This is a genomic window from Paraburkholderia madseniana (assembly GCF_009690905.1).
In the GTDB taxonomy this organism is placed as follows: domain Bacteria; phylum Pseudomonadota; class Gammaproteobacteria; order Burkholderiales; family Burkholderiaceae; genus Paraburkholderia; species Paraburkholderia madseniana.
This window is the reverse complement of sequence record NZ_VOSW01000034.1, coordinates 40,316-58,448: the sequence shown is the minus strand read 5'-3', so window position 1 is coordinate 58,448 and position 18,133 is coordinate 40,316. Positions and strand designations below refer to the sequence as shown.

Sequence of the window (18,133 nt, the reverse complement as noted above, 5' to 3'; positions counted from 1 at the left end):
TTGGCACGGTGCACACGCCCGTCGGACTCAGACTTGAACGAGCCGGACCCGAGCAGTCATTCCAGTGCAATCGCAAGTGCAACTTAAGCGCAACCCAAGCGCCTCTTAAGCCCAGCCACATCGCCGACCGACGTCCATGCAACGAGAAAAAATCATCGACAAGCCCTTGAGCAAATTCCCGTATCCGATCCCGAGCCGCGAAGAAATCCTGGGCGTCCTGCGCACGAGTGAAGCGCCGCTTGCCGCGAACGACATCGCCGAAGCCCTGTCGATCAAGCGCCAGGAGCGCGAAGGATTTTTCAAGCGCCTAGGCGCCATGGAGCGCGACGGCCAGATCCGGCTCGATCAGCGCAATCTCTACCAGCTCACCCATCCGTCGAACTTCGTCGCGGGCCGCGTGCAGGGCCATCGTGACGGCTACGGTTTTCTCATTCGCGACGACGGTCAGGACGATCTGTTCTTGCCCACCGGCGAAATGCAGAAGGTCATGCACAACGATCGCGTGCTCGCGCGCATTGTCGGCTATGACCGTCGTGGCAGGCCGGAAGGGCATATCGTCGAAGTCACGGACCGCGCCAACAAGCGCGTGATCGGGCGCCTGCTCAACGAGAACGGCGCGCTGATCGTCGCGCCTGAAGACAAGCGCATCGGTCATGACATCCTGATCGCGCAGAACACCAAGAAGGCCAAGGTCGGCCAGGTGGTGGTGGTCGAGCTCACCGATTTCCCGAGCCGCCACTCGCAGCCGCTCGGCCGCGTGGTGGAAGTGCTCGGCGATATCGACGACCCCGGCATGGAAATCGAAATCGCGGTGCGCAAGTACGGGGTGCCGCACGAATTCAGCCAGTCCGCGCTCGACGAAGCCGCGAGGCTCCCCGATGAAGTCCGGCCGGTCGACGCGCGTCATCGCATCGACCTGCGCGACGTGCCGCTCGTCACGATCGACGGTGAAGATGCCCGCGACTTCGACGACGCGGTCTATTGCGAGCCGGTTCAGGTCGGTCGTGGCGAAGGCTTCCGCCTGATCGTCGCGATCGCGGACGTCTCGCATTACGTGCATCCGAAGAGCGGTCTCGACGCGGATGCGTTGGAACGCAGCACCTCGGTGTACTTCCCGCGCCGCGTGATTCCGATGCTGCCGGAAAAGCTGTCGAACGGTTTGTGCTCGCTGAACCCGAACGTCGACCGTTGCGTGCTGGTGTGCGACATGATCGTCACCGCGCGCGGCGAAGTGAAGGCGTATCAGTTCTATCCGGGCGTGATGCACTCGGCGGCGCGGCTGACCTATACGGAAGTGGCCGCGGTGCTGAAAAACACCAAGGGCCCGGAGGCCGCCCGTCGCGCCGCCTTGCTGCCGCAACTGCAGAATCTGTATGGCGTCTACAAGTCGCTGTTCGCCGCACGCCAGAAGCGCGGCGCGATCGACTTCGATACGACCGAGACGTACATCGTTTGCAATGCGCAGGGCAAGATCGAACAGATCATTCCGCGCACCCGCAACGACGCACACAAGCTGATCGAGGAATGCATGCTGGCCGCGAACGTGTGCGCGGCCGACTTCCTCAAGCGCAACAAACACCCGGGTCTGTTCCGTGTGCACGCCGGGCCGACCGCCGAGAAGCTCGAGAATCTGCGCACCTTCCTGCGCGGCATGGGCCTCACGCTTGCCGGCGGCGACAAGCCGCACGCCAGTGATTACGCCGCGCTGATGGCGCAGATCCGCGAGCGGCCGGACGCGCAGATGTTGCAGACCATGCTGCTGCGCTCGATGCAACAGGCTGTCTACAGTCCCGACAACATCGGCCACTTCGGTCTCGCGTACGAGGCGTATGCGCACTTCACGAGCCCGATTCGCCGCTATCCCGACCTGCTCACGCACCGCGCGATCTACGCGATTCTGCAAGGCCGCAAGTATCAGCCGGAACCGCCGCAAGGCGTCGAGTTGAACACGGCGCTGTCGCCGCGCGCCCGCGCGATGCAGCAGGCCGACGAGGAAAAACACGGCGCTCGCAACAAGTCGAAAGACGTGGCGATCTGGGAAGAACTCGGTCTGCATTGCTCGGCGAACGAACGCCGTGCAGATGAAGCATCGCGCGACGTGGAAGCCTGGCTCAAGTGCTACTTCATGCGTGACAAGCTCGGTGAAGAGTACGGCGGCATGGTGAACGGCGTGACGTCGTTCGGCATTTTCGTGCAACTCGACTCGCTCTTTATCGAAGGCCTCGTGCACGTCACCGAACTGGGTTCGGACTACTTCCAGTACGACGAGATCAAGAACGAGTTGCGCGGCGAGCGTACCGGGATTCGTTATCGCCTGTCGGATCGGGTGCGGGTGCAGGTGAGCCGCGTCGATCTCGATGCGCGCAAGATCGACTTCCGCCTCGTGCGCGACACGCCGATCAAGCCGCCGGCGAGTCGTCCGGCGCTCGCCGACAAGACATCCGGCGAAAGCGGCGGCGCACGCGTGCGTTCGTTGCCGCCGGTGGATGGCGGTGCGGGTGGCGCGGCAGCGCCGGGCGGCCGACGCAAGAAGGCCGCGCCCGCGCAAACCGCGGCCGTCAAGGAAGCGCGCGCGGCACGCGGCGCGGCGAAGAAACACGGCGGCGCGCCGGCCAAGTCGGCCTCGAAACTGCAGGCCCGCAAGAAGCGCTGAAGTCGTATGAAGGCTTGAACCGCGCGCATCGGGTACGTTGAAACGTACCGGTTGCGCGCGGTCTTCGTTTCATCGCAAAGAAGTCAGTTACCGAAGCAGCGACTCAAGCAACACAGCAAGCAGGTTCGCATTCATCACAGCAGCGCGCTTTCAAAGCGCGCTCAATCAAAGGTTTGTCAGTCATGTCACGTCTCAAGGTTCTATACGGTTTCCACGCAGTGACCGCACGTATGCGGCACGATGCGTCGACGGTCGAAGAGGTTTACTACGACGCCACGCGCAAAGACCGTCGCATGACCGAGTTCCTGCACGCGGCGAAAGAAGCCGGCGTGCGTCTGATCGCCGCCGACGAAACGCGTCTGTGGGGCCTCTCGCATACCGAGCGGCACCAGGGCGTGGTGGCGCGTGCGGGCGATATGCCGCTCGCGCAGAATCTGGCCGAACTGCTCGACGGCATCAACGGTTCGCCGTTGATTCTCGTGCTGGACGGCGTGACGGATCCGCACAACCTTGGCGCCTGCCTGCGGGTGGCCGATGCGGCCGGCGCGCATGCGGTGATCGCGCCGCGTGACCGCGCGGTGGGCTTGAACGCGACGGCAGCGAAGGTGGCGAGCGGCGCAGCCGACACCGTGCCGTACATCACCGTCACGAATCTGGCGCGCGCGCTGCGTGAGTTGAAGGACGCGGGCGTGTGGGTAGTCGGTACCGCCGGCGAGGCCACCAAGAGCCTCTACGAGACCGAGCTCGACGGTCCGGTCGCACTGGTGATGGGTGCCGAAGGCGAGGGCATGCGCCGCCTCACGCGCGATACCTGCGACGTGGTCATGCAGATTCCGATGGCGGGTACGGTCGAAAGCCTGAATGTGTCCGTGGCGAGTGGCGTGTGTCTGTTTGAAGCCGTGCGCCAGCGGTCGGTGAAGAAGTAAACTCCGGTAAACTCATCGTTTTTACTGCTCGCCTGCATTCCCCATGACCCAAGACGAACTCAAGCAACTGGTCGGCCAGGCCGCCGCCGACTATGTGAACGCCAACGTGCCGGAAGGCTCCGTGATCGGCGTCGGCACCGGCTCCACCGCGAACTGTTTCATCGACGCGCTGGCCGCCAGCAAGACCCGTTATCGCGGCGCCGTGTCGAGTTCGCTCGCCACCACCGCGCGTCTGCAATCGCACGGTTTCAAAGTGCTCGACCTGAACGAAATCGATTCGCTGCCGGTGTACGTGGACGGCGCCGACGAGATCGACCACAGCGGCGCGATGATCAAGGGCGGCGGCGGCGCGCTGACGCGCGAGAAAATCGTCGCGTCGGTGTCGGACGTATTCGTCTGCATCGCCGATGCGAGCAAGCTGGTCGACACGCTCGGCAACTTCCCGCTGCCGATCGAAGTCGTGCCGATGGCGCGTACGGCGATCGGCCGTCGCGTGACAGCGCTCGGCGGCGTGCCGGTGGTGCGCGTGACCAGGGAAGGTGTGCCGTTCATTACCGATAACGGCAACGAGATCATCGACGTCAAGGGTCTGCGCATCAGCGACCCGCGCGCGCTGGAAATGCACATCAATGCATGGCCGGGCGTGGTGACGGTAGGCCTGTTCGCGGGCCGCGGCGCGAATCTGTGCATGCTCGGCACGGATACGGGCGTCGAGACGATCGAATACAGCAAGAGCTGATCACCGCGCTTTTGCGGCCGCGAGCGAGCCTGCTTTAGCGGGCTCGCTCTGCTGCATTGGCGAGGCTCCGACCAGCATCAGCGCGCGGCGCGCCCAATCGCCTGCATCATTCGCTGCAAATACTGATCCACTGAAAACTCGGTTTGCGCATCGGCGAGCGCCTGATTCGCGAGGCGCTGCGCCAGCGCCGGATCGTCGCGCAATGCGCCGATCGCATCGGCCAGCGCGGCCACATCCCCCGGTTTCACGAGCCAGCCATTGCGCCGATGCCGCACGATCTCGGTCACGCCGCCCGCGGCCGCTGCGATCACCGGGCGCGCAGCCGCCATGCCTTCGACGATCACCCGCCCGAACGGCTCCGGCTCGGTCGAGGTGTGCAAGATCACATCCATCGCTTTCATCCACACGGGCACGTCGTCCTGAAAGCCCGCGAAACGCACGCGATCCGCGACGCCCAATGCCTCGGCCTGCTCATGCAGCCGTTGCGCGTACGCGTCCTCGCCGAATAGCGGTGCACCGACCAGCACCAGGTGCACGCCGGGCAGTCGCGCCATTGCTTCGAGCGCAATGTGCTGACCTTTCCACGGCGCGAGACGGCCGAACAAACCAGCAAGCCACGCATGCTCGGGCAAACCCAGTCGCCGGCGCAGTGTGGCTATGTCGCTGTCGTCGATGCGTTTGAACGCGTCGGCGTCGACCCCGTTGTAGATGACCGGCACCGAGTCGGCCGCGATGCCCGTCAGCGCGATCAGCGAGCGCTTCGATGCCTGCGAATTCGCAACCACGTGGTCAACTGCGAGGCGCACCAGCCACTTGATGACGCTTAACTGCACGCGTCCGAAATGCTCGCGCGTGAGGATGTCGTGCTGATACCAGATCACTGGTTTGCGATGCAGCGGTTTGCCGAGCGCGCCGAGCACGAGTGCCTTTTGTGTGTTGAGAAACAGCACGTCGAATTTTCGCGCGCGCGCCGCGATTGCGCGGACCTGGCGCAGGATGCCGGGCACAACGCGCAGGCAGTTCGACCCCGACGCTTGCCGAACGATGCCCGATACGCGCGCGTCGTTTAACACTTGCACGCGTGCGCCGAGTGTTTCGAGCCGCGCGCGAAATGGACCGTCGGAGAGCAGCACGACTTCGCTGCGCGCAATGCAACTGCCGGCCAGTTGCAAGAGCGCGAATTCAGCGCCGCCGAGTTGGCCGCTCTGGTCGACGAATAGCACGCTCGGGATGGTCGGCGAGAGCGTTGCCGAGCTTGCAGCCGATGCCGATGATGCGGGCGCGGCAGATGGATCGATCAGGGCCGGCTGAACCAGCGGCAAGGAATGAGCGAGGGGCGTAGCGTCGATCGTCGGGCGCATAAAGTGCAAAGTCGGGCGAAGTGATTGGACTCGCCATTCGCAAGAAGCGAATAGCGAGTCTTCATTATTCGCGGACTGTCGCGCGTCGAATGTGGGCATACGCACGCACGGCAAATGATGCGGCACTTACACTCGTTGCTATGGCCATGGGTCGTTAATCAATAGGCGGGGAGATCATGAAAGTGGCGATCGTGCACGACTGGCTCGTCGCACCTGGCGGAGCCGAGAAAGTGCTCGAACAGATCATCGAGTGTTTTCCCGATGCCGATCTCTTCAGCCTCGTCGATTTCCTCGAAGACCGCAGGCCGGTAGGCGGCAAACCTGTCACCACGTCGTTCATCCAGGGCCTGCCGTTTGCGCGGCGCCACTATCGCGCGTATTTGCCGCTGATGCCGCTCGCGATCGAGCAGTTCGATCTCTCGGGTTACGACCTCATCATCACGAGTTCTTATGCGGTCGCCAAGGGTGTGCTGGTCGGCCCGGATCAGACGCACGTGAGCTACGTGCATTCGCCGATGCGCTACGCGTGGGACCTGCAGCACCAGTATTTGCGCGAAGCGAATCTGACGCGCGGGCCGAAGTCATGGCTCGTGCGTGCGTTGCTTCATTATCTGCGCGGCTGGGATTCGCACTCGGCGAACAGCGTCGATCGTCTGATCGCGAATTCGCAATTCGTCGCGCGGCGCGTGATGAAAACTTACCGGCGCGATGCCGCAGTGATTCCGCCGCCCGTCGACGTGCACAAGTTCGAACTGTGCACGCACAAGGAAGACTTCTATCTGACCGCCTCGCGGATGGTGCCTTACAAGCGCATTGAACTGATCGTCGAAACCTTCAACGCGACGCCGCACCGCAAGCTGATCGTGATCGGCGACGGACCGGAGATGGCGGCGATTCGCGCCAAGGCCGGTCCGAATGTGACGATCCTCGGCTATCAGCCGTTCAAGGTTCTCAAGGATCATCTGCAACGCGCGCGCGCCTTCGTGTTCGCCGCCGAGGAAGACTTCGGCATCGTCGCGCTCGAAGCACAGGCGTGCGGCACACCGGTCATTGCGTTCGGCAAGGGTGGGGCGCTCGAAACAGTGGTGCCGATCGGCGAGGCACGTCCTACCGGCGTGTATTTCGCACGCCAAACGGTCGTGTCGATGCTCGACGCGATCGACCGCTTCGAGCGGCAGAGTGAACAGATCACACCGGCGGCATGCCGCGCGAATGCGGAACGTTTTTCCGCGGCGGTTTTCCGGCGCGCCTTCATGGCTGAGGTGACGCGCACGATCGCGGCATCGGGCTGGCGTCTGCGGGTCGCGGCAGCAGAGCGCGTCGAACCCGATCTGGCCACCGGGGATCTCGGGTGGCCCGGCGAACGCGCGCAAGGAGGCAGTTGGGGACGTTGACGCGCTCGCGTGCAGACCATGAAGCGCGACAGATTATCTCTTTATTCGCATATTGCGAACTTCGCTATATGCGAATAAAATGACTTCGTCGTACCGCAGTAAGCCATAGTGGGCTGTTCGGCCTATGCCGCCCGGCTGACTATCGGTGTCGAACCCGTCCCTTAGCCTCGCAGGTAGAGCGTGCTTGTCCAGTGCGCGTGTGCATGCGAGGAAATACGATGCGGGTCATTTCAAAGAAAGCGTTGCTGGACTTCATAAAGAGGCATCCGGAGGCGCGCAGTGCGCTGTTGACGTGGTACTCACTGGCGCAGGCTTGCCTCGCGTATGGCTATAACGACCTGGAGCAGACGTTCGCGGGCGTGGACTACGTACCGCCGCAATACACCGTTTTCGATGTAGGCGGCAACCGGTTCCGGATCATCGCGGCGATTCCCTACAACAGGCAGTCGTTGTTCGTTCGTCACGTATTGACGCATACGGAATACGACCTTTGGACGAGGAAGAATCTAAACTTATGAATGCCGATCGCCTTCCGGGAGCCTTTCCCGACATCGCTCAAACCTGGGCTGCCCTGCAAACCCAGTTGCCGATCACACCCATTCGTAATGAGCAGGACTATCAGAAGATGGTGCGGCTCGCCAACGCGCTCGCCGATCATCTGAACGGTAACGAGAAGGATCCGCTGGCCGATCTGTTCGCGATCGTCACCGACCTGATCGAAAGCTGGGAAGTGAACAACGTGACGATCCCGAAAGCGGAGCCGCGTGAGGTGTTGCGGCATCTGCTGGAAACGCACGGGCTCAAGCAGAAGGACCTGATCGGTATCGCATCGCCCACCGTGGTGAGCGATATTCTCGCGGGCCGGCGCGCCATCAGCAAAAAGGTGGCGAAGGCACTGGCCGCGCGTTTTCATACCGACGTCAGCGCGTTTCTGTAAACGAACGCGGCGCACAGCGCCAGTTGTGCGCCAATAAAAAAGGGCTGCGCCTCGATCCGGCGCAGCCCTTTCGCTTTACTGCTTTTAACCCGATCTATCGTGATCCGTGCGTATCGAGCGGATCGCCGGCGGAGTAGGTGTACGCGTAGGCATAGTCGTACGTGCCGTTCTTGTTGTGGCTCTTGAGCGGCACCGCATTCATCACGCCTCCCACCACCCGGGCCCGCGCGCGCCGCAGTTTCTTCAGCGCGTCGGCCACGTGGCCCTCTGTGTGAGCACCGGAGCGCATGACCAGCACCGTCGAACCGGCGATATGCGCAATCACCGCCGCATCGGCCACCGCCAGCAGCGGTGGCGTATCGACGATCACCAGATCGAACTCCTGCTCGAAGCGCGCGAGGATTTCACCGAAGCGCGACGACGTCAGAATCTCGGACGGATTCGGCGGATACGCGCCCGCCGCGATGAAGTGCAGGCCATCCACGCCCGTGGCGCGAGCCGCGACTTCGAGATCGACCTGACCCGTCAGCAGTTCGGTCAAGCCACCATTCGGCGAGCGGCCGAGATACTGCGCGAGACGGCCGCGCCGCAGATCGGCATCGATCAGCAGCACGCGCTTGCCCGATTCCGCGATCAATGCAGCGAGGTTCGCGCACAGAAAGCTTTTGCCGTCCGAAGGCGCCGGACTCGTGATCGCTACGATGCGGTTGGGCGCATCGACCAGGCCGAATTGCAGCGTGGCGCGCAGCCCACGCAGGCCTTCCACCGTGGTGTCGTACGGATGGGTCTTCACCAGCAGCGGCCGCATCGGCGTTTTGCCCGACGCAATGACGGTTTGCGTACCGACGGGCACCTGCCCCTGGCGGGCCGCCGCCGAACCAGGCCGAAGCGCTCGCATGACGCCCGACGATCCCGCGGACACTTCGGTCGGTGTCGACCTGGGGCCGTGCAGCGCTGCGGCGCGCATGGCGCTCAACTGCCGGTCGCTGCGCGCCTGTTCCGGGCTGAAGGCGATCGAGCCGAAGATCGGCAACTGGAAGCGCCGCTCGACGAACTCAGGATCGGCCACGCCGGTAAAGAACGTGTGCCGGCAAAACGCGAACAGAATCCCGCCGATGATGCCGAGCAGCGTGCCCGCCGAAATGATCAGCGCCGATTTGGGCCGCACCGGCTGGGACGGCAGCAAGGCGGCGTCGATGATATGCACGTTGCCGATCGTGCCGGCACGCGAAATCGACAGCTCCTGGGTTTTATTCAGCAGCGCCACATAAATTTCCTCGGCAACCTTCGCATCGCGCTGCAAGGAGAGGGCGTTGCGTTCGGAGCTCGGCAGCGTGCTGAAGTGATCCTCGAAACGGGCTTTTTCGCGCGACATCGCCGCCAGTTGCGCGTCCACCTGTTGCACCTCCGGGCTTTCTTCCGTGAAGCGCTGCAGCAGTTGCGCGCGCTGGATGCGCAGCGTCGCAATCTGCTTTTCGTAGTCCAGACCACCGGCGAGGTAGACGCCGGCCTCCTGGGTCGGCTGGAACGATCCGGCTTTCGACTGGTACTCCGACAACGCGGTCTCGGTCTTTTTCACCTCGGCGCGCAGACGCGGCAATTCACTGTTCAGGAAGCTCAGCATGTGGCTCGCTTCTTCCTGCGCGCGTTCTGTGCGTTGCGCCAGATACGACGCCGCCACCGCATTGGTGATCGCGGTGATCGCGTGCGGATCGGTGCCCATGTACGACAGTTGCACGACACCGGTGTCACGGCCTTTTTCGGCGACCTGCAATCCGGACGACAGGGCGGCGACCGCGTCCAGTTGATTGAAACGCGTCACGTAGAACTCGGTGCCGGGACGGGCCACCAGCGTCTTGACGAACAGTGTGACGTCGTTGCCGCTTGCTTCCTGACCCGCCACCCCGGTGAGGATCTGCTGCCCGAACGAGTCCGTCAGCTCATAGCGGCCGTAATCGAGCACGTGCAGTGTCAGGCGCGCGCCTTCCAGCGATTTCGGCACCGTGATCGACCCGACTTCGAATTGCTCGCCGCCCCACGCATACGAGTCCATTCCGAAGGCCGCGCCGAGCGGGCGGCCCGGATGCGCGAACCACGACGAAATCTTGCCGAGCACCGGCATGGTCTTCGCCGCCGTGCTGAAGTTCAGTTTGAACTGCTCGACCACCGGCTCGACCACCGCGCGGCTCTTGATGATTTCGATTTCCGCTTCGGTGCGCATCGGGGCCACCGAAGGCACGAGTGACGGCGTGTTCTGACTCTGCGAACCGTTGTTGCCGGTCTGCGTGTCGACCTGAAGCAGGGCGTCGGCGGAGTAGATCGGCGTGGCGAGCTTCGTATAGATCACCGCGGCGAGTATCACGCAACCGGCAATGGCGAGCACCCACCAGATCTGATCCATGATCATGCGCAGCAAGTCGCGCATCACCGCATCTTCGTCGCTGTTGGGCGCCGGTCCGTGATCCAGCATGTCGTACGTACTCATAGGAATACTCCGTTGCGAGCGTTGTTCACCGGCCCAACTGCACCGTGTAGAAGATGGACTGCAGAGTCGGCGTGATCTGTTCGAGTGCGCGGTTAAAGCGTGCTGCGCTCGAGACCTGCACGTACACCACATCTTTCGGCTGGAGTTCGAACTTGGTCATCAGCATCAACGCGTCGACCTGGGTCATGTCGAGCTGATAGACGTCGGGCGTGAGCGTCTTGTCGGCGCCGCGCAGCACGTAGACGAAGCGCGGGTCGCCGGTCTTGACGTCGAGGCTGCCGGCGCCGGTCAGCGCATCGGCGAGCGTCAGGCGGCCGCGGTTCATCGGCAGCGAAGTCGGCTTGTTCACTTCGCCGAGCACGAAGACGCGGCTGTTCGAGCGGTCCGGCACGTCGATGATGTCGCCGTCCTTCAGCAGCACGTTCTGTTGCGGATCGCCGGTTTCGAGCAGCGAGGCGACGTCGACCGTATAGCGCTTGCCGCTGCGGGTCACGCCCACGTTCTGCAGATCCGCGTCGGGCAATGCGCCGCCTGCGCGATTGATCGCGTCGAGAACGGTCAGCGGCGTATCGGTGATCGCTTCGGAGGCGGGCGTGCGCAGATTGCCGGTCACCTGCACCGACTGACTGTTGAAACCCGACACGCGCACATCGAGCTGAGGATTACGAATCGTCTTCGCGAGACCCCTCGTCAGCGATTCCTGAACCTGCTGCGCGGTCATGCCGAGCACCTTGACGCGGCCCACGCGCGGGAAAAAGATCGTGCCGTTGTTGGCGACGCGCACGGTCAGTCCGCCTTCGCCGCCGCCTGTCAGCGTCGGCGCGATCGGTGTCGCGCCTTGCGTCTGCGTAGGTCCGGGCGTTGGTGTTGCGCCGTTGCCGACGCCCGGCAGCGGCGGCACGCCGCCAAGTGTGCCGCCGGTCAGTTCCGGGTGATCCCAGACGATGATGCTCAACTGGTCGCCGATGCCGAGCCGGTAGTCGTAAGCACCGCGCGTCTGCGGCGTCAGGCACGACAACGGGCAGGCGGCCGGTACCGCGGCTGCGCGTTGCTGGCGAAAATAGCCGACGTCGATCGTGTGCACCGGAAACTTCTCGGCGGTCTGCTCCGGCGGAGCGGGCGGCTCCAGCCGGTTGGTGTCCAGATAGGGTCCTGGCGCCAGTGCACAGGCGCATAGAGATGTGGCCGCGAGCCCTGCGGCAATCGTTCTGATAGTCATTTTAGTGGTCCCTCGCGTGAAGCCGCGCACTGTTCGGTCAGCGCGCCGCCTCCTGCCATGCCCCGCGCATTGCGCGTAAACCAACTCTCCATTTGCGAAGCGCGAGTGCCACGCCGCCGCGCTCGAATGCCAACGACAATGCGCGCAGGAACCCCGGGTCCGCGCGATCGCCGATCAGCGTCGAGTAAACGACGAACGCCCATCGGCCGGGAGGCGTCAGGTATTCGCACATGATGAGTCGGAGATTGAATGACGCGTTATAGAAAGCGGCGTCGTTAAATGTGAAGCGCTGGTCTTCGTCGCTGCGCTGGGCCGGGAAGTGCTCCACCAGCAGCGTCGGGTCGTAAATCAGGGTCCAGCCGCGCCGCTCTACGTCCAGACTGAAGGCCATCTCGCAGTGAACCTGCGCGCCGGTGCCGCGCAAGCGGGCGTCGAAGCGCAGCGTGCCGATCGCCTCGCGGCGAAACGCCATGTTGACGCCCTTGAGCACCTGGACTTCGCGTGCCGCGCCGTGGCCGATATGGTGATTGCCGATGGTCCGGCCATACCAGCGCACGATGCCCACGCGCAGCTTCTGCCCCTGCAGAATGCCATTGCGTTCATGCACGATGTCGCGTCCGCCGAGGCCGCCGAGTGCCGGATCGCTTTCGAACGCGCGGACGATCCGCGTGATCCAGTCGGAATGCGGCGCGGCATCGTCGTCGGTGAAGCAAAGCACGTCGCCACTGGCGCTGTCGATACCGAGGTTGTAGGCGGCGACCACGCCCGGCTTGTGCACGAGCACGATCCAGCGGCGCGGGTCGGGCCGGTTCGCTTCGCGCGTGCGCAGCCAGTCGAGCGTCGCGTAATCGTCGTGGCGTGCGATCACGATCACTTCGTCGGCGCGGCGCTCCTGTGCATCGAGCGCCGCGAGGCAGCGCGCGAGATCGGCGGTGCGCCGGTACGTCGGCACGATCACGGAGACTTTCAGGGACGGTTTCCGGAGTGGCATGATCAGAATGCGTTGCGGCCGACGAACCCCTTGAAAATCGTGATGAACACGATCTTCATGTCGAACCAGAACGACCAGTTGTGGATGTAGAAGAGATCGAATTTGACGCGCGTTTCCATCTTTTCGACCTTGGTGGTGGCGCCGCGATACCCGTTCACCTGCGCCCAGCCGGTGATGCCCGGCTTGATCCGGTAGCGGTTCATATAGCCGTACACCTGATCCTTGTAGAGATCGTCGTGCTCGACCGCATGCGGACGCGGACCGACCACCGACATCTGGCCGAGCAGCACGTTCAGGAATTGCGGCAGTTCGTCGAGACTGGTGCGGCGCATGAAGCCGCCGAGTTTCGTGATGCGCGCGTCGTTGCGCGCGGCCTGCGTGACCTGGCCGTGCGCTTCGTGGTGCACGGTCATCGAACGGAACTTGTAGATCGCGAACGGCTGGCCGTCCACGCCTTTGCGGGTCTGGCGGAAAAACACCGGCCCGGGCGAGCTCAGCTTGATGCCGATCGCGAGCGCGATAAGCACGGGCGCGAGCGCGAGCAGCGCGGCCGCCGCGAACAGGCGGTCGAAGATCAGCTTGGGCCACATCTGCGGCGACGGGATGGGCGTGGCGCTCAGATTGAGCGTCGGTAAACCGACGACGTCGACCAGCGCGTGGTTGAACAGCGAGAGGCTGCGCACGTCGGGTATGAAGCGCAGATTCACGAAGTCATGCCTAAAGAGGCGCGTGAAGCGATAGATCGTATGTTCTTCCGAAAGCGGCAACGCGAGCCACACTTCGTTCACGTGTTCGTCGCGCACCTTGGCGGCGAACGCATTCAGATCGGTCAGCACCGGCAGGCGGCTGAGCCGCGCGCCATAGGTGCCGGCCGCTTCGATGCTGGTGTCGAAGACGCAGACCGGCTTGAAGCCGGCTTGCGGAGCATGGTCGAGATGCGCGAGCAAGGTGCGCGAGAAGCCGGGCGCGCCGACGATCGCGACCGTGCGGAAATTCATGCCGCGCCGGCGCACGCTGCGCAAGGCCACATGCACGAGGCACTTGGTGGCGATGATCAGCGCGCCGGAGATCAGCGTCGAGTAACCGAACCACAGGCGCGAAAGCGCATCCATGCGGTGCAGTGTGAACGCCAGAACAAGGGCGGTGGCGACCACCACCAGCCATGCGGCGGCGACTCTCAGCAGCATGGAGGGCAGTGCCTTGCCACGCCACGTTTCATAGACGCCGAAGCCGGGAAACATCAACAGCACGAGCACGCAGTTAAAGGCGATCAGGAGGCGCTCGGTGTCCGACAACGCAATCGGCGTCGAAAAGCGCATCCCGTGAGCGAGCAGCCCGCCCGCAATCACAAAGAGTGCGTCGAGACATCGCGCAGTATTCCTGAACATAATGATCTACCCTGTAATCGAACGATGCAGCCTTGAGTTGACTGCTTATTCGACGGTCTCGGCCTGGCGAAGACGCGGCAGCAGGCGGTCGAATTCCCGCTTGACGAGGCCGTAGCATTCGCAGGCGCGCGCTTCGAGACCCTTGCGATCGAGTATCTTGATGTGGCCGCGGCTGTGATGAATCAGGCCTTCGTCGTGCAACTTGCCGGCCGCTTCGGTGATGCCTTCGCGGCGCACGCCGAGCATGTCGGCGATCAGTTGCTGGGTGACCGTCAGATCGTTCGACGCCACGCGGTCCACTTCAATCAGCAGCCAGCGGCACAGTTGCTTGTTCAACGCGTGGTGGCGATTGCAGGCGGCGGTCTGCGCGACCTGCGTGAGCAGGGCGTGCATGTAAAGCAGCATCAGGCGGCGCAGGAAGTCTGAGCGTGCGAATTGCTGCTTGAGCGCCTGTGCGTTCATCCGGTAGGCGAAGCCGGCGCATTGCACCTGCACGCGGTTCGGCATGGTTTCGCCGCCCGTGAGCACCGGCACGCCGGTCATGCCTTCGCGGCCGACCGCGGCGATTTCGACCGAGCTGCCGTCTTCCATCGTCGAAAGCATCGAGATGATCGCGGTGGTCGGGAAGTAGACGTGATGGATCCGTTGACCTGAGTCGCACAGCAGTTGCTCGGTGCGCAGATGAACGAGTTCGAGATGAGGGGCAAGTGCTTGCCATTCGTGGGACGGCAATGCGCCGAGCAAATGGTTGCCGTGCAGATCTGATTGAAGTGTCAACATGATCGGTCCTTGCTGAAGCGGCGCACAGCGCAACCTCGTGTTTTTGATCCGATGCCTGCATCCTTGAATGAACGACGTGCTACCTGGCGAGCAGCGAGGATGAACAGGAACGGCCCCGTATTGGCCTGGTGCGCCACCGCCGTTCTTGTAGATCTCGTCGCGGCGTCGCGGTGTTGCGCTCTTTCTTTAGCGAGGAGCGTGCCAACCCTGGGGAAAACGAGTGCTGGTGCGGCGCAGCGAACAAAGCCCGAGCAGCGCGGGAAGCCAAAAGTGGCTTTTTGTTTCAATTCTGTACAACGCCTGCTTAACGCGCGCCCCCGGTGAGGGGTATTTTTATTCGAGTCAAGTCCTTGTTCGGATTGGGTTAGCGGCTGATGAGCGTCCCTTTGCGGGGGCTGTCTCACGGATGAACCAGCCTTTGCGTGTGCGTTATCGGGGGCCGTCCGGGTTGTGCCGGATTTGATTCATATGTGTTCCATGCGTTGCGTACGGTGGCGTACGCAACGCCTTTTTTGAAGACCGGAAAGTCGCGAAAAAACCAACAGTGACTCCGCAGACCAGACAGCTGGATTCGCGCAGCGCGAGGTTTTGCGCGCCTTGCGAAGGGATAGCTAGGTCAGGGGCGACATTCATCCGTAGATGATGGCGGATATCGCATTGATCGCGCGGACTTCGCCGGCGGGCACCCCGCATGTTGCATCAGCTTTAAACGCCGCGTTAGATGCGTGCGCAACGAGTTTCTCAACGGGGATGAGCGGTACGGCGCAGGGGCGGTTCGGCGGCAGATGGAACCAGTCGTGCGCGGCGCGGTAATGCGTGTCAATGATATGAACGAAGCGTGCAAAGCGCTTCGCTTCGATAATCAACTGCCAGCCGTCGGCGGTACGCTCGGCGCGGACCGTCAGACCGAGGTCGTGTCGTTCGCGGGCGCGCCGCTCTGGCAGATGAACCGCTTCTGACACGATCTTGCCGCTCGCCGGATCGCGCAGTGTTGCAATCGTGACGTCGTGGGCGCGCGGCCCGAAGCGGTATGCGTGCGTGAAATCGAAGAACTGGCCGAGGTGCCCGGCCGCGCCGATACGCTGCGCGCTGTGCGGCGCCAGTTCGACCGCGCGGCTGGCCGACGCGACCTTGACGCTGCCGTCGCGCAGGCAGACCAGCTCAAGTTGAGCGTGCAACGGCTCGGCACGTTCGTTCAGCAGATGGATATCGAGGCCGTTGAGGCCTTCGTCGATCATGACCACCTGGATGGGTTGCAGCGTCCGCGCGAGGCCGTGCAGGGCGCTTTTAGGCCGTCCTGTGGCGTCGATCAAGCCCCAGCCTGCGCCCGGCTGCAGATCCTGAAGCTGCCAGACCAGCGCGCCGCCGCACGCCGAGCCGGCGCGCCGCCATTCGGCGAATACGTCGCCCATCAGGTCGGCGACCACCGCGCGCGACAGATCCAGGTAGCGCTCAGGGTCTTCGTACCGCAACTGTGCCGGCTCGATGCCGTAGAGCGTCTGAAGATAGTGGTCGCGCACGTCGTCGAAGTCCCAGCCGGCGCCGGGGTCGCGCGGCACGGCTCTTTTCCAGCGCGGATCGTGCAGATGAATCGTGCCCAGCGCGTCGTGCAAGGTGGCGTCGTCCGGCACGTTGGCGAAGGCGAGGCATTCGGCGGCGAAACGGACCTGCGCGCGGCGCACGTCGTCGAGTGGGCGTTGATAGGCGCCGACTCCGTAGTAATGCGTGATGCCCTCGTTAGTCGAAAACGGCCACGCGCCGCCCGAGGGCGAGTTGCTCACATACGGTACGTCTGCGCGCTCGCGCGCGGCGATGGCGGGTAGCTGTTCGGTAAAAAGTGGTTGCGCGCGCATTGAAGCGGGCAGGCCGAACATGGCCGCCTGCTGGTCGACTTCGCTGCCGCCGCACAACACCGCGAGCGATGCGAAGCGCCTTGTGCGGGTCAGAAATTGCGTCGCTTCGCGCTCGATGGAAGCACCGAAGGCGGCATCGGTCGGGTAGTCGAAATTCGCCAGCGCGAAGTCTTGCCAGACGAGGAGGCCGTATTCGTCAGCCAGTGCGTAGAACGCGTCGGACTCGTACACCATCGTGCCGCCTACCCGCAGCATGTTCATGCCGGCATCGCGGGCGAGCGCGAAAGTGTGGCGCAGTTGCGCCTCGGTGCCGGTCAGCGTGACGAGATCCGCGCTGGTCCAGCAGGCGCCACGGCAGAACACCGGTGTGTCATTTACGCGCAATGCGAAGCCCGTACCGTCCGCGCCGCGATCCACTTCGATGCTGCGAAAGCCGATGAATCCCAATGACTGGGATATCGCGTGTTCGTCATCAAGCTGCAACGTCAGAGGATATAGAGTTGGCTCGCCGTGCGTGTGGGGCCACCAGCGTTCGACATGCGGCACACGCACGCTTCCGGTCAGTGTATAGGCATCGTTCCATTGCAAAGACGAAACACAACCGCCGCAATTTAACGTTGCGGTGCACGTGTCGACGTCATGCGGATGCACGAAATGTAGCGTAAGCGAAACAACGCCGTCGTCGTCTTCGAGGCGGTTTGTCAGATCAATCGTGTCGAATGCGTGCGGCGCGTCGCTCAACATTTCAATCGGCCGCCATGGGCCAACTGCCTGCACCGATGGACACCATCCCGGCATATGGCCGAGCAGGGTGGTGCGCACGTTGCGCAAGGTGGGTGGCGTGACGAGCCGTGGCCGCCAGCGGGCACGTGAGCGTTTGGCCGCCAGCGCCGGGGTCAGCGAGCGAAAGCACAGCGCGAGTGTCGCACTGCCGTGCAGTTCGATGTCGAGATCGTGCGCGACGAACATCGAATCCGACTCGATAAGCCTGATGCCGTCGAGCCAGACTTCGGCGAGCGTGGCGAGGCCGTGCAGGCGCAGGCGGCGTTTGCCTGTGCCCGTCAGCGTGAGCCGGTACCAGTGATCGTCGAAGGCAAGCGGCGGCGGATTCGCGGCGTCCAGCAGGCCCGCAGCACGGCGCGCGCTTGCCACCGTACCGGGTACTTGCGCGGCGAGCCAGCCCTGCGCGGGCAAGTCGGCGGGGGAGGCGCATGCGCCGGCCGGCGTGCTGACGCACTGCCAGCCTGTGTCGAGTGGCTGCGGCCAGAGGTCATGGGGTGAGGCAACCGCCGTGATAGCGCCGACAGCGTCATCAACTTCGGCCGCCTCCGGCGTTTTGGCAAAGGTCACCGGAAGCGAGCCGCCTGCATCCGGTACCCGGTCATTCGTCAGCACATCCACGGCGAT

At 63.6% G+C, this 18,133-nt stretch carries 13 protein-coding genes; 6 read left to right on the top strand and 7 right to left on the bottom strand.

Features of this window, described 5'->3' with window-relative positions; all coding sequences use genetic code 11:
• The first annotated feature begins 136 nt into the window (after positions 1-136).
• The 3 genes from rnr (at position 137) to rpiA (ending at position 4,318) form a co-directional block, all read left to right on the top strand.
• Complete coding sequence (gene rnr, locus FSO04_RS19165) at positions 137-2,653, top strand: ribonuclease R (RefSeq protein WP_154561403.1); 2,517 nt, start codon at positions 137-139, stop codon at positions 2,651-2,653.
• 182 nt (positions 2,654-2,835) lie between these two features.
• The gene (gene rlmB / locus FSO04_RS19160) at positions 2,836-3,579 is read left to right on the top strand and encodes a 23S rRNA (guanosine(2251)-2'-O)-methyltransferase RlmB (protein ID WP_063496380.1); all 744 of its coding nucleotides are present in this window, start codon (positions 2,836-2,838) and stop codon (positions 3,577-3,579) included.
• A gap of 43 nt (positions 3,580-3,622) precedes the next feature.
• Positions 3,623-4,318 carry a ribose-5-phosphate isomerase RpiA gene (gene rpiA / locus FSO04_RS19155; protein WP_154561401.1) on the top strand — a complete coding sequence of 232 codons (696 nt, stop codon included), beginning with the start codon at positions 3,623-3,625 and terminating at the stop codon, positions 4,316-4,318.
• 77 nt (positions 4,319-4,395) lie between these two features.
• Here the strand turns inward: rpiA and FSO04_RS19150 are convergent, their stop codons facing one another.
• The gene (locus FSO04_RS19150) at positions 4,396-5,679 is read right to left on the bottom strand and encodes a glycosyltransferase family 4 protein (protein WP_154561399.1); all 1,284 of its coding nucleotides are present in this window, start codon (positions 5,677-5,679) and stop codon (positions 4,396-4,398) included.
• A gap of 176 nt (positions 5,680-5,855) precedes the next feature.
• Here FSO04_RS19150 and FSO04_RS19145 point away from each other — a divergent pair, with 176 nt between their 5' ends.
• The 3 genes from FSO04_RS19145 (at position 5,856) to FSO04_RS19135 (ending at position 8,010) form a co-directional block, all read left to right on the top strand.
• On the top strand, positions 5,856-7,073 hold the full coding sequence (locus FSO04_RS19145) for a glycosyltransferase family 4 protein (RefSeq protein ID WP_154561397.1): 1,218 nt from the start codon (positions 5,856-5,858) through the stop codon (positions 7,071-7,073).
• Positions 7,074-7,291: 218 nt separating this feature from the next.
• Complete coding sequence (locus tag FSO04_RS19140; RefSeq protein ID WP_154561395.1) at positions 7,292-7,591, top strand: type II toxin-antitoxin system HigB family toxin; 300 nt, start codon at positions 7,292-7,294, stop codon at positions 7,589-7,591.
• Positions 7,588-8,010, top strand: coding sequence for a helix-turn-helix domain-containing protein (locus FSO04_RS19135; RefSeq protein ID WP_154561393.1), 423 nt, complete (start codon positions 7,588-7,590; stop codon positions 8,008-8,010). Before FSO04_RS19140 ends, FSO04_RS19135 begins: the two co-directional genes overlap by 4 nt.
• 94 nt (positions 8,011-8,104) lie before the next feature.
• Here the strand turns inward: FSO04_RS19135 and FSO04_RS19130 are convergent, their stop codons facing one another.
• From FSO04_RS19130 to FSO04_RS19105, 6 genes are all read right to left on the bottom strand, one after another.
• Positions 8,105-10,495: a polysaccharide biosynthesis tyrosine autokinase gene (locus tag FSO04_RS19130; RefSeq protein ID WP_154561391.1), complete on the bottom strand. Its 2,391-nt coding sequence runs from the start codon at positions 10,493-10,495 to the stop codon at positions 8,105-8,107.
• Between the two features lie 25 nt (positions 10,496-10,520).
• Positions 10,521-11,714 (bottom strand): polysaccharide biosynthesis/export family protein, encoded by a 1,194-nt coding sequence (locus FSO04_RS19125; protein WP_154561389.1) that lies wholly within the window; start codon positions 11,712-11,714, stop codon positions 10,521-10,523.
• Between the two features lie 37 nt (positions 11,715-11,751).
• Positions 11,752-12,705: a glycosyltransferase family 2 protein gene (locus FSO04_RS19120; protein WP_154561387.1), complete on the bottom strand. Its 954-nt coding sequence runs from the start codon at positions 12,703-12,705 to the stop codon at positions 11,752-11,754.
• A 2-nt stretch (positions 12,706-12,707) separates the two neighbouring features.
• Positions 12,708-14,093: an undecaprenyl-phosphate glucose phosphotransferase gene (locus tag FSO04_RS19115; RefSeq protein WP_154561385.1), complete on the bottom strand. Its 1,386-nt coding sequence runs from the start codon at positions 14,091-14,093 to the stop codon at positions 12,708-12,710.
• A 45-nt stretch (positions 14,094-14,138) separates the two neighbouring features.
• Positions 14,139-14,873: a Crp/Fnr family transcriptional regulator gene (locus FSO04_RS19110; protein WP_154561383.1), complete on the bottom strand. Its 735-nt coding sequence runs from the start codon at positions 14,871-14,873 to the stop codon at positions 14,139-14,141.
• Positions 14,874-15,502: 629 nt separating this feature from the next.
• Entirely contained in the window at positions 15,503-18,127 is a 2,625-nt protein-coding gene (locus FSO04_RS19105; protein ID WP_168435743.1) for a glycosyl hydrolase 2 galactose-binding domain-containing protein, read from the bottom strand.
• Positions 18,128-18,133 lie beyond the last annotated feature (6 nt).

Excerpts from the sequence above, each read along its gene's own strand:
- rlmB (WP_063496380.1), top strand. The coding sequence starts at position 2,836 with ATGTCACGTCTCAAGGTTCTATACGGTTTCCACGCAGTGACCGCACGT.
- FSO04_RS19150 (WP_154561399.1), bottom strand. The coding sequence starts at position 5,679 with ATGCGCCCGACGATCGACGCTACGCCCCTCGCTCATTCCTTGCCGCTG.
- FSO04_RS19115 (WP_154561385.1), bottom strand. The coding sequence starts at position 14,093 with ATGTTCAGGAATACTGCGCGATGTCTCGACGCACTCTTTGTGATTGCG.
- FSO04_RS19140 (WP_154561395.1), top strand. The coding sequence starts at position 7,292 with ATGCGGGTCATTTCAAAGAAAGCGTTGCTGGACTTCATAAAGAGGCAT.
- FSO04_RS19120 (WP_154561387.1), bottom strand. The coding sequence starts at position 12,705 with ATGCCACTCCGGAAACCGTCCCTGAAAGTCTCCGTGATCGTGCCGACG.
- FSO04_RS19145 (WP_154561397.1), top strand. The coding sequence starts at position 5,856 with ATGAAAGTGGCGATCGTGCACGACTGGCTCGTCGCACCTGGCGGAGCC.
- rnr (WP_154561403.1), top strand. The coding sequence starts at position 137 with ATGCAACGAGAAAAAATCATCGACAAGCCCTTGAGCAAATTCCCGTAT.
- FSO04_RS19110 (WP_154561383.1), bottom strand. The coding sequence starts at position 14,873 with ATGTTGACACTTCAATCAGATCTGCACGGCAACCATTTGCTCGGCGCA.
- FSO04_RS19135 (WP_154561393.1), top strand. The coding sequence starts at position 7,588 with ATGAATGCCGATCGCCTTCCGGGAGCCTTTCCCGACATCGCTCAAACC.
- rpiA (WP_154561401.1), top strand. The coding sequence starts at position 3,623 with ATGACCCAAGACGAACTCAAGCAACTGGTCGGCCAGGCCGCCGCCGAC.
- FSO04_RS19125 (WP_154561389.1), bottom strand. The coding sequence starts at position 11,714 with ATGACTATCAGAACGATTGCCGCAGGGCTCGCGGCCACATCTCTATGC.
- FSO04_RS19130 (WP_154561391.1), bottom strand. The coding sequence starts at position 10,495 with ATGAGTACGTACGACATGCTGGATCACGGACCGGCGCCCAACAGCGAC.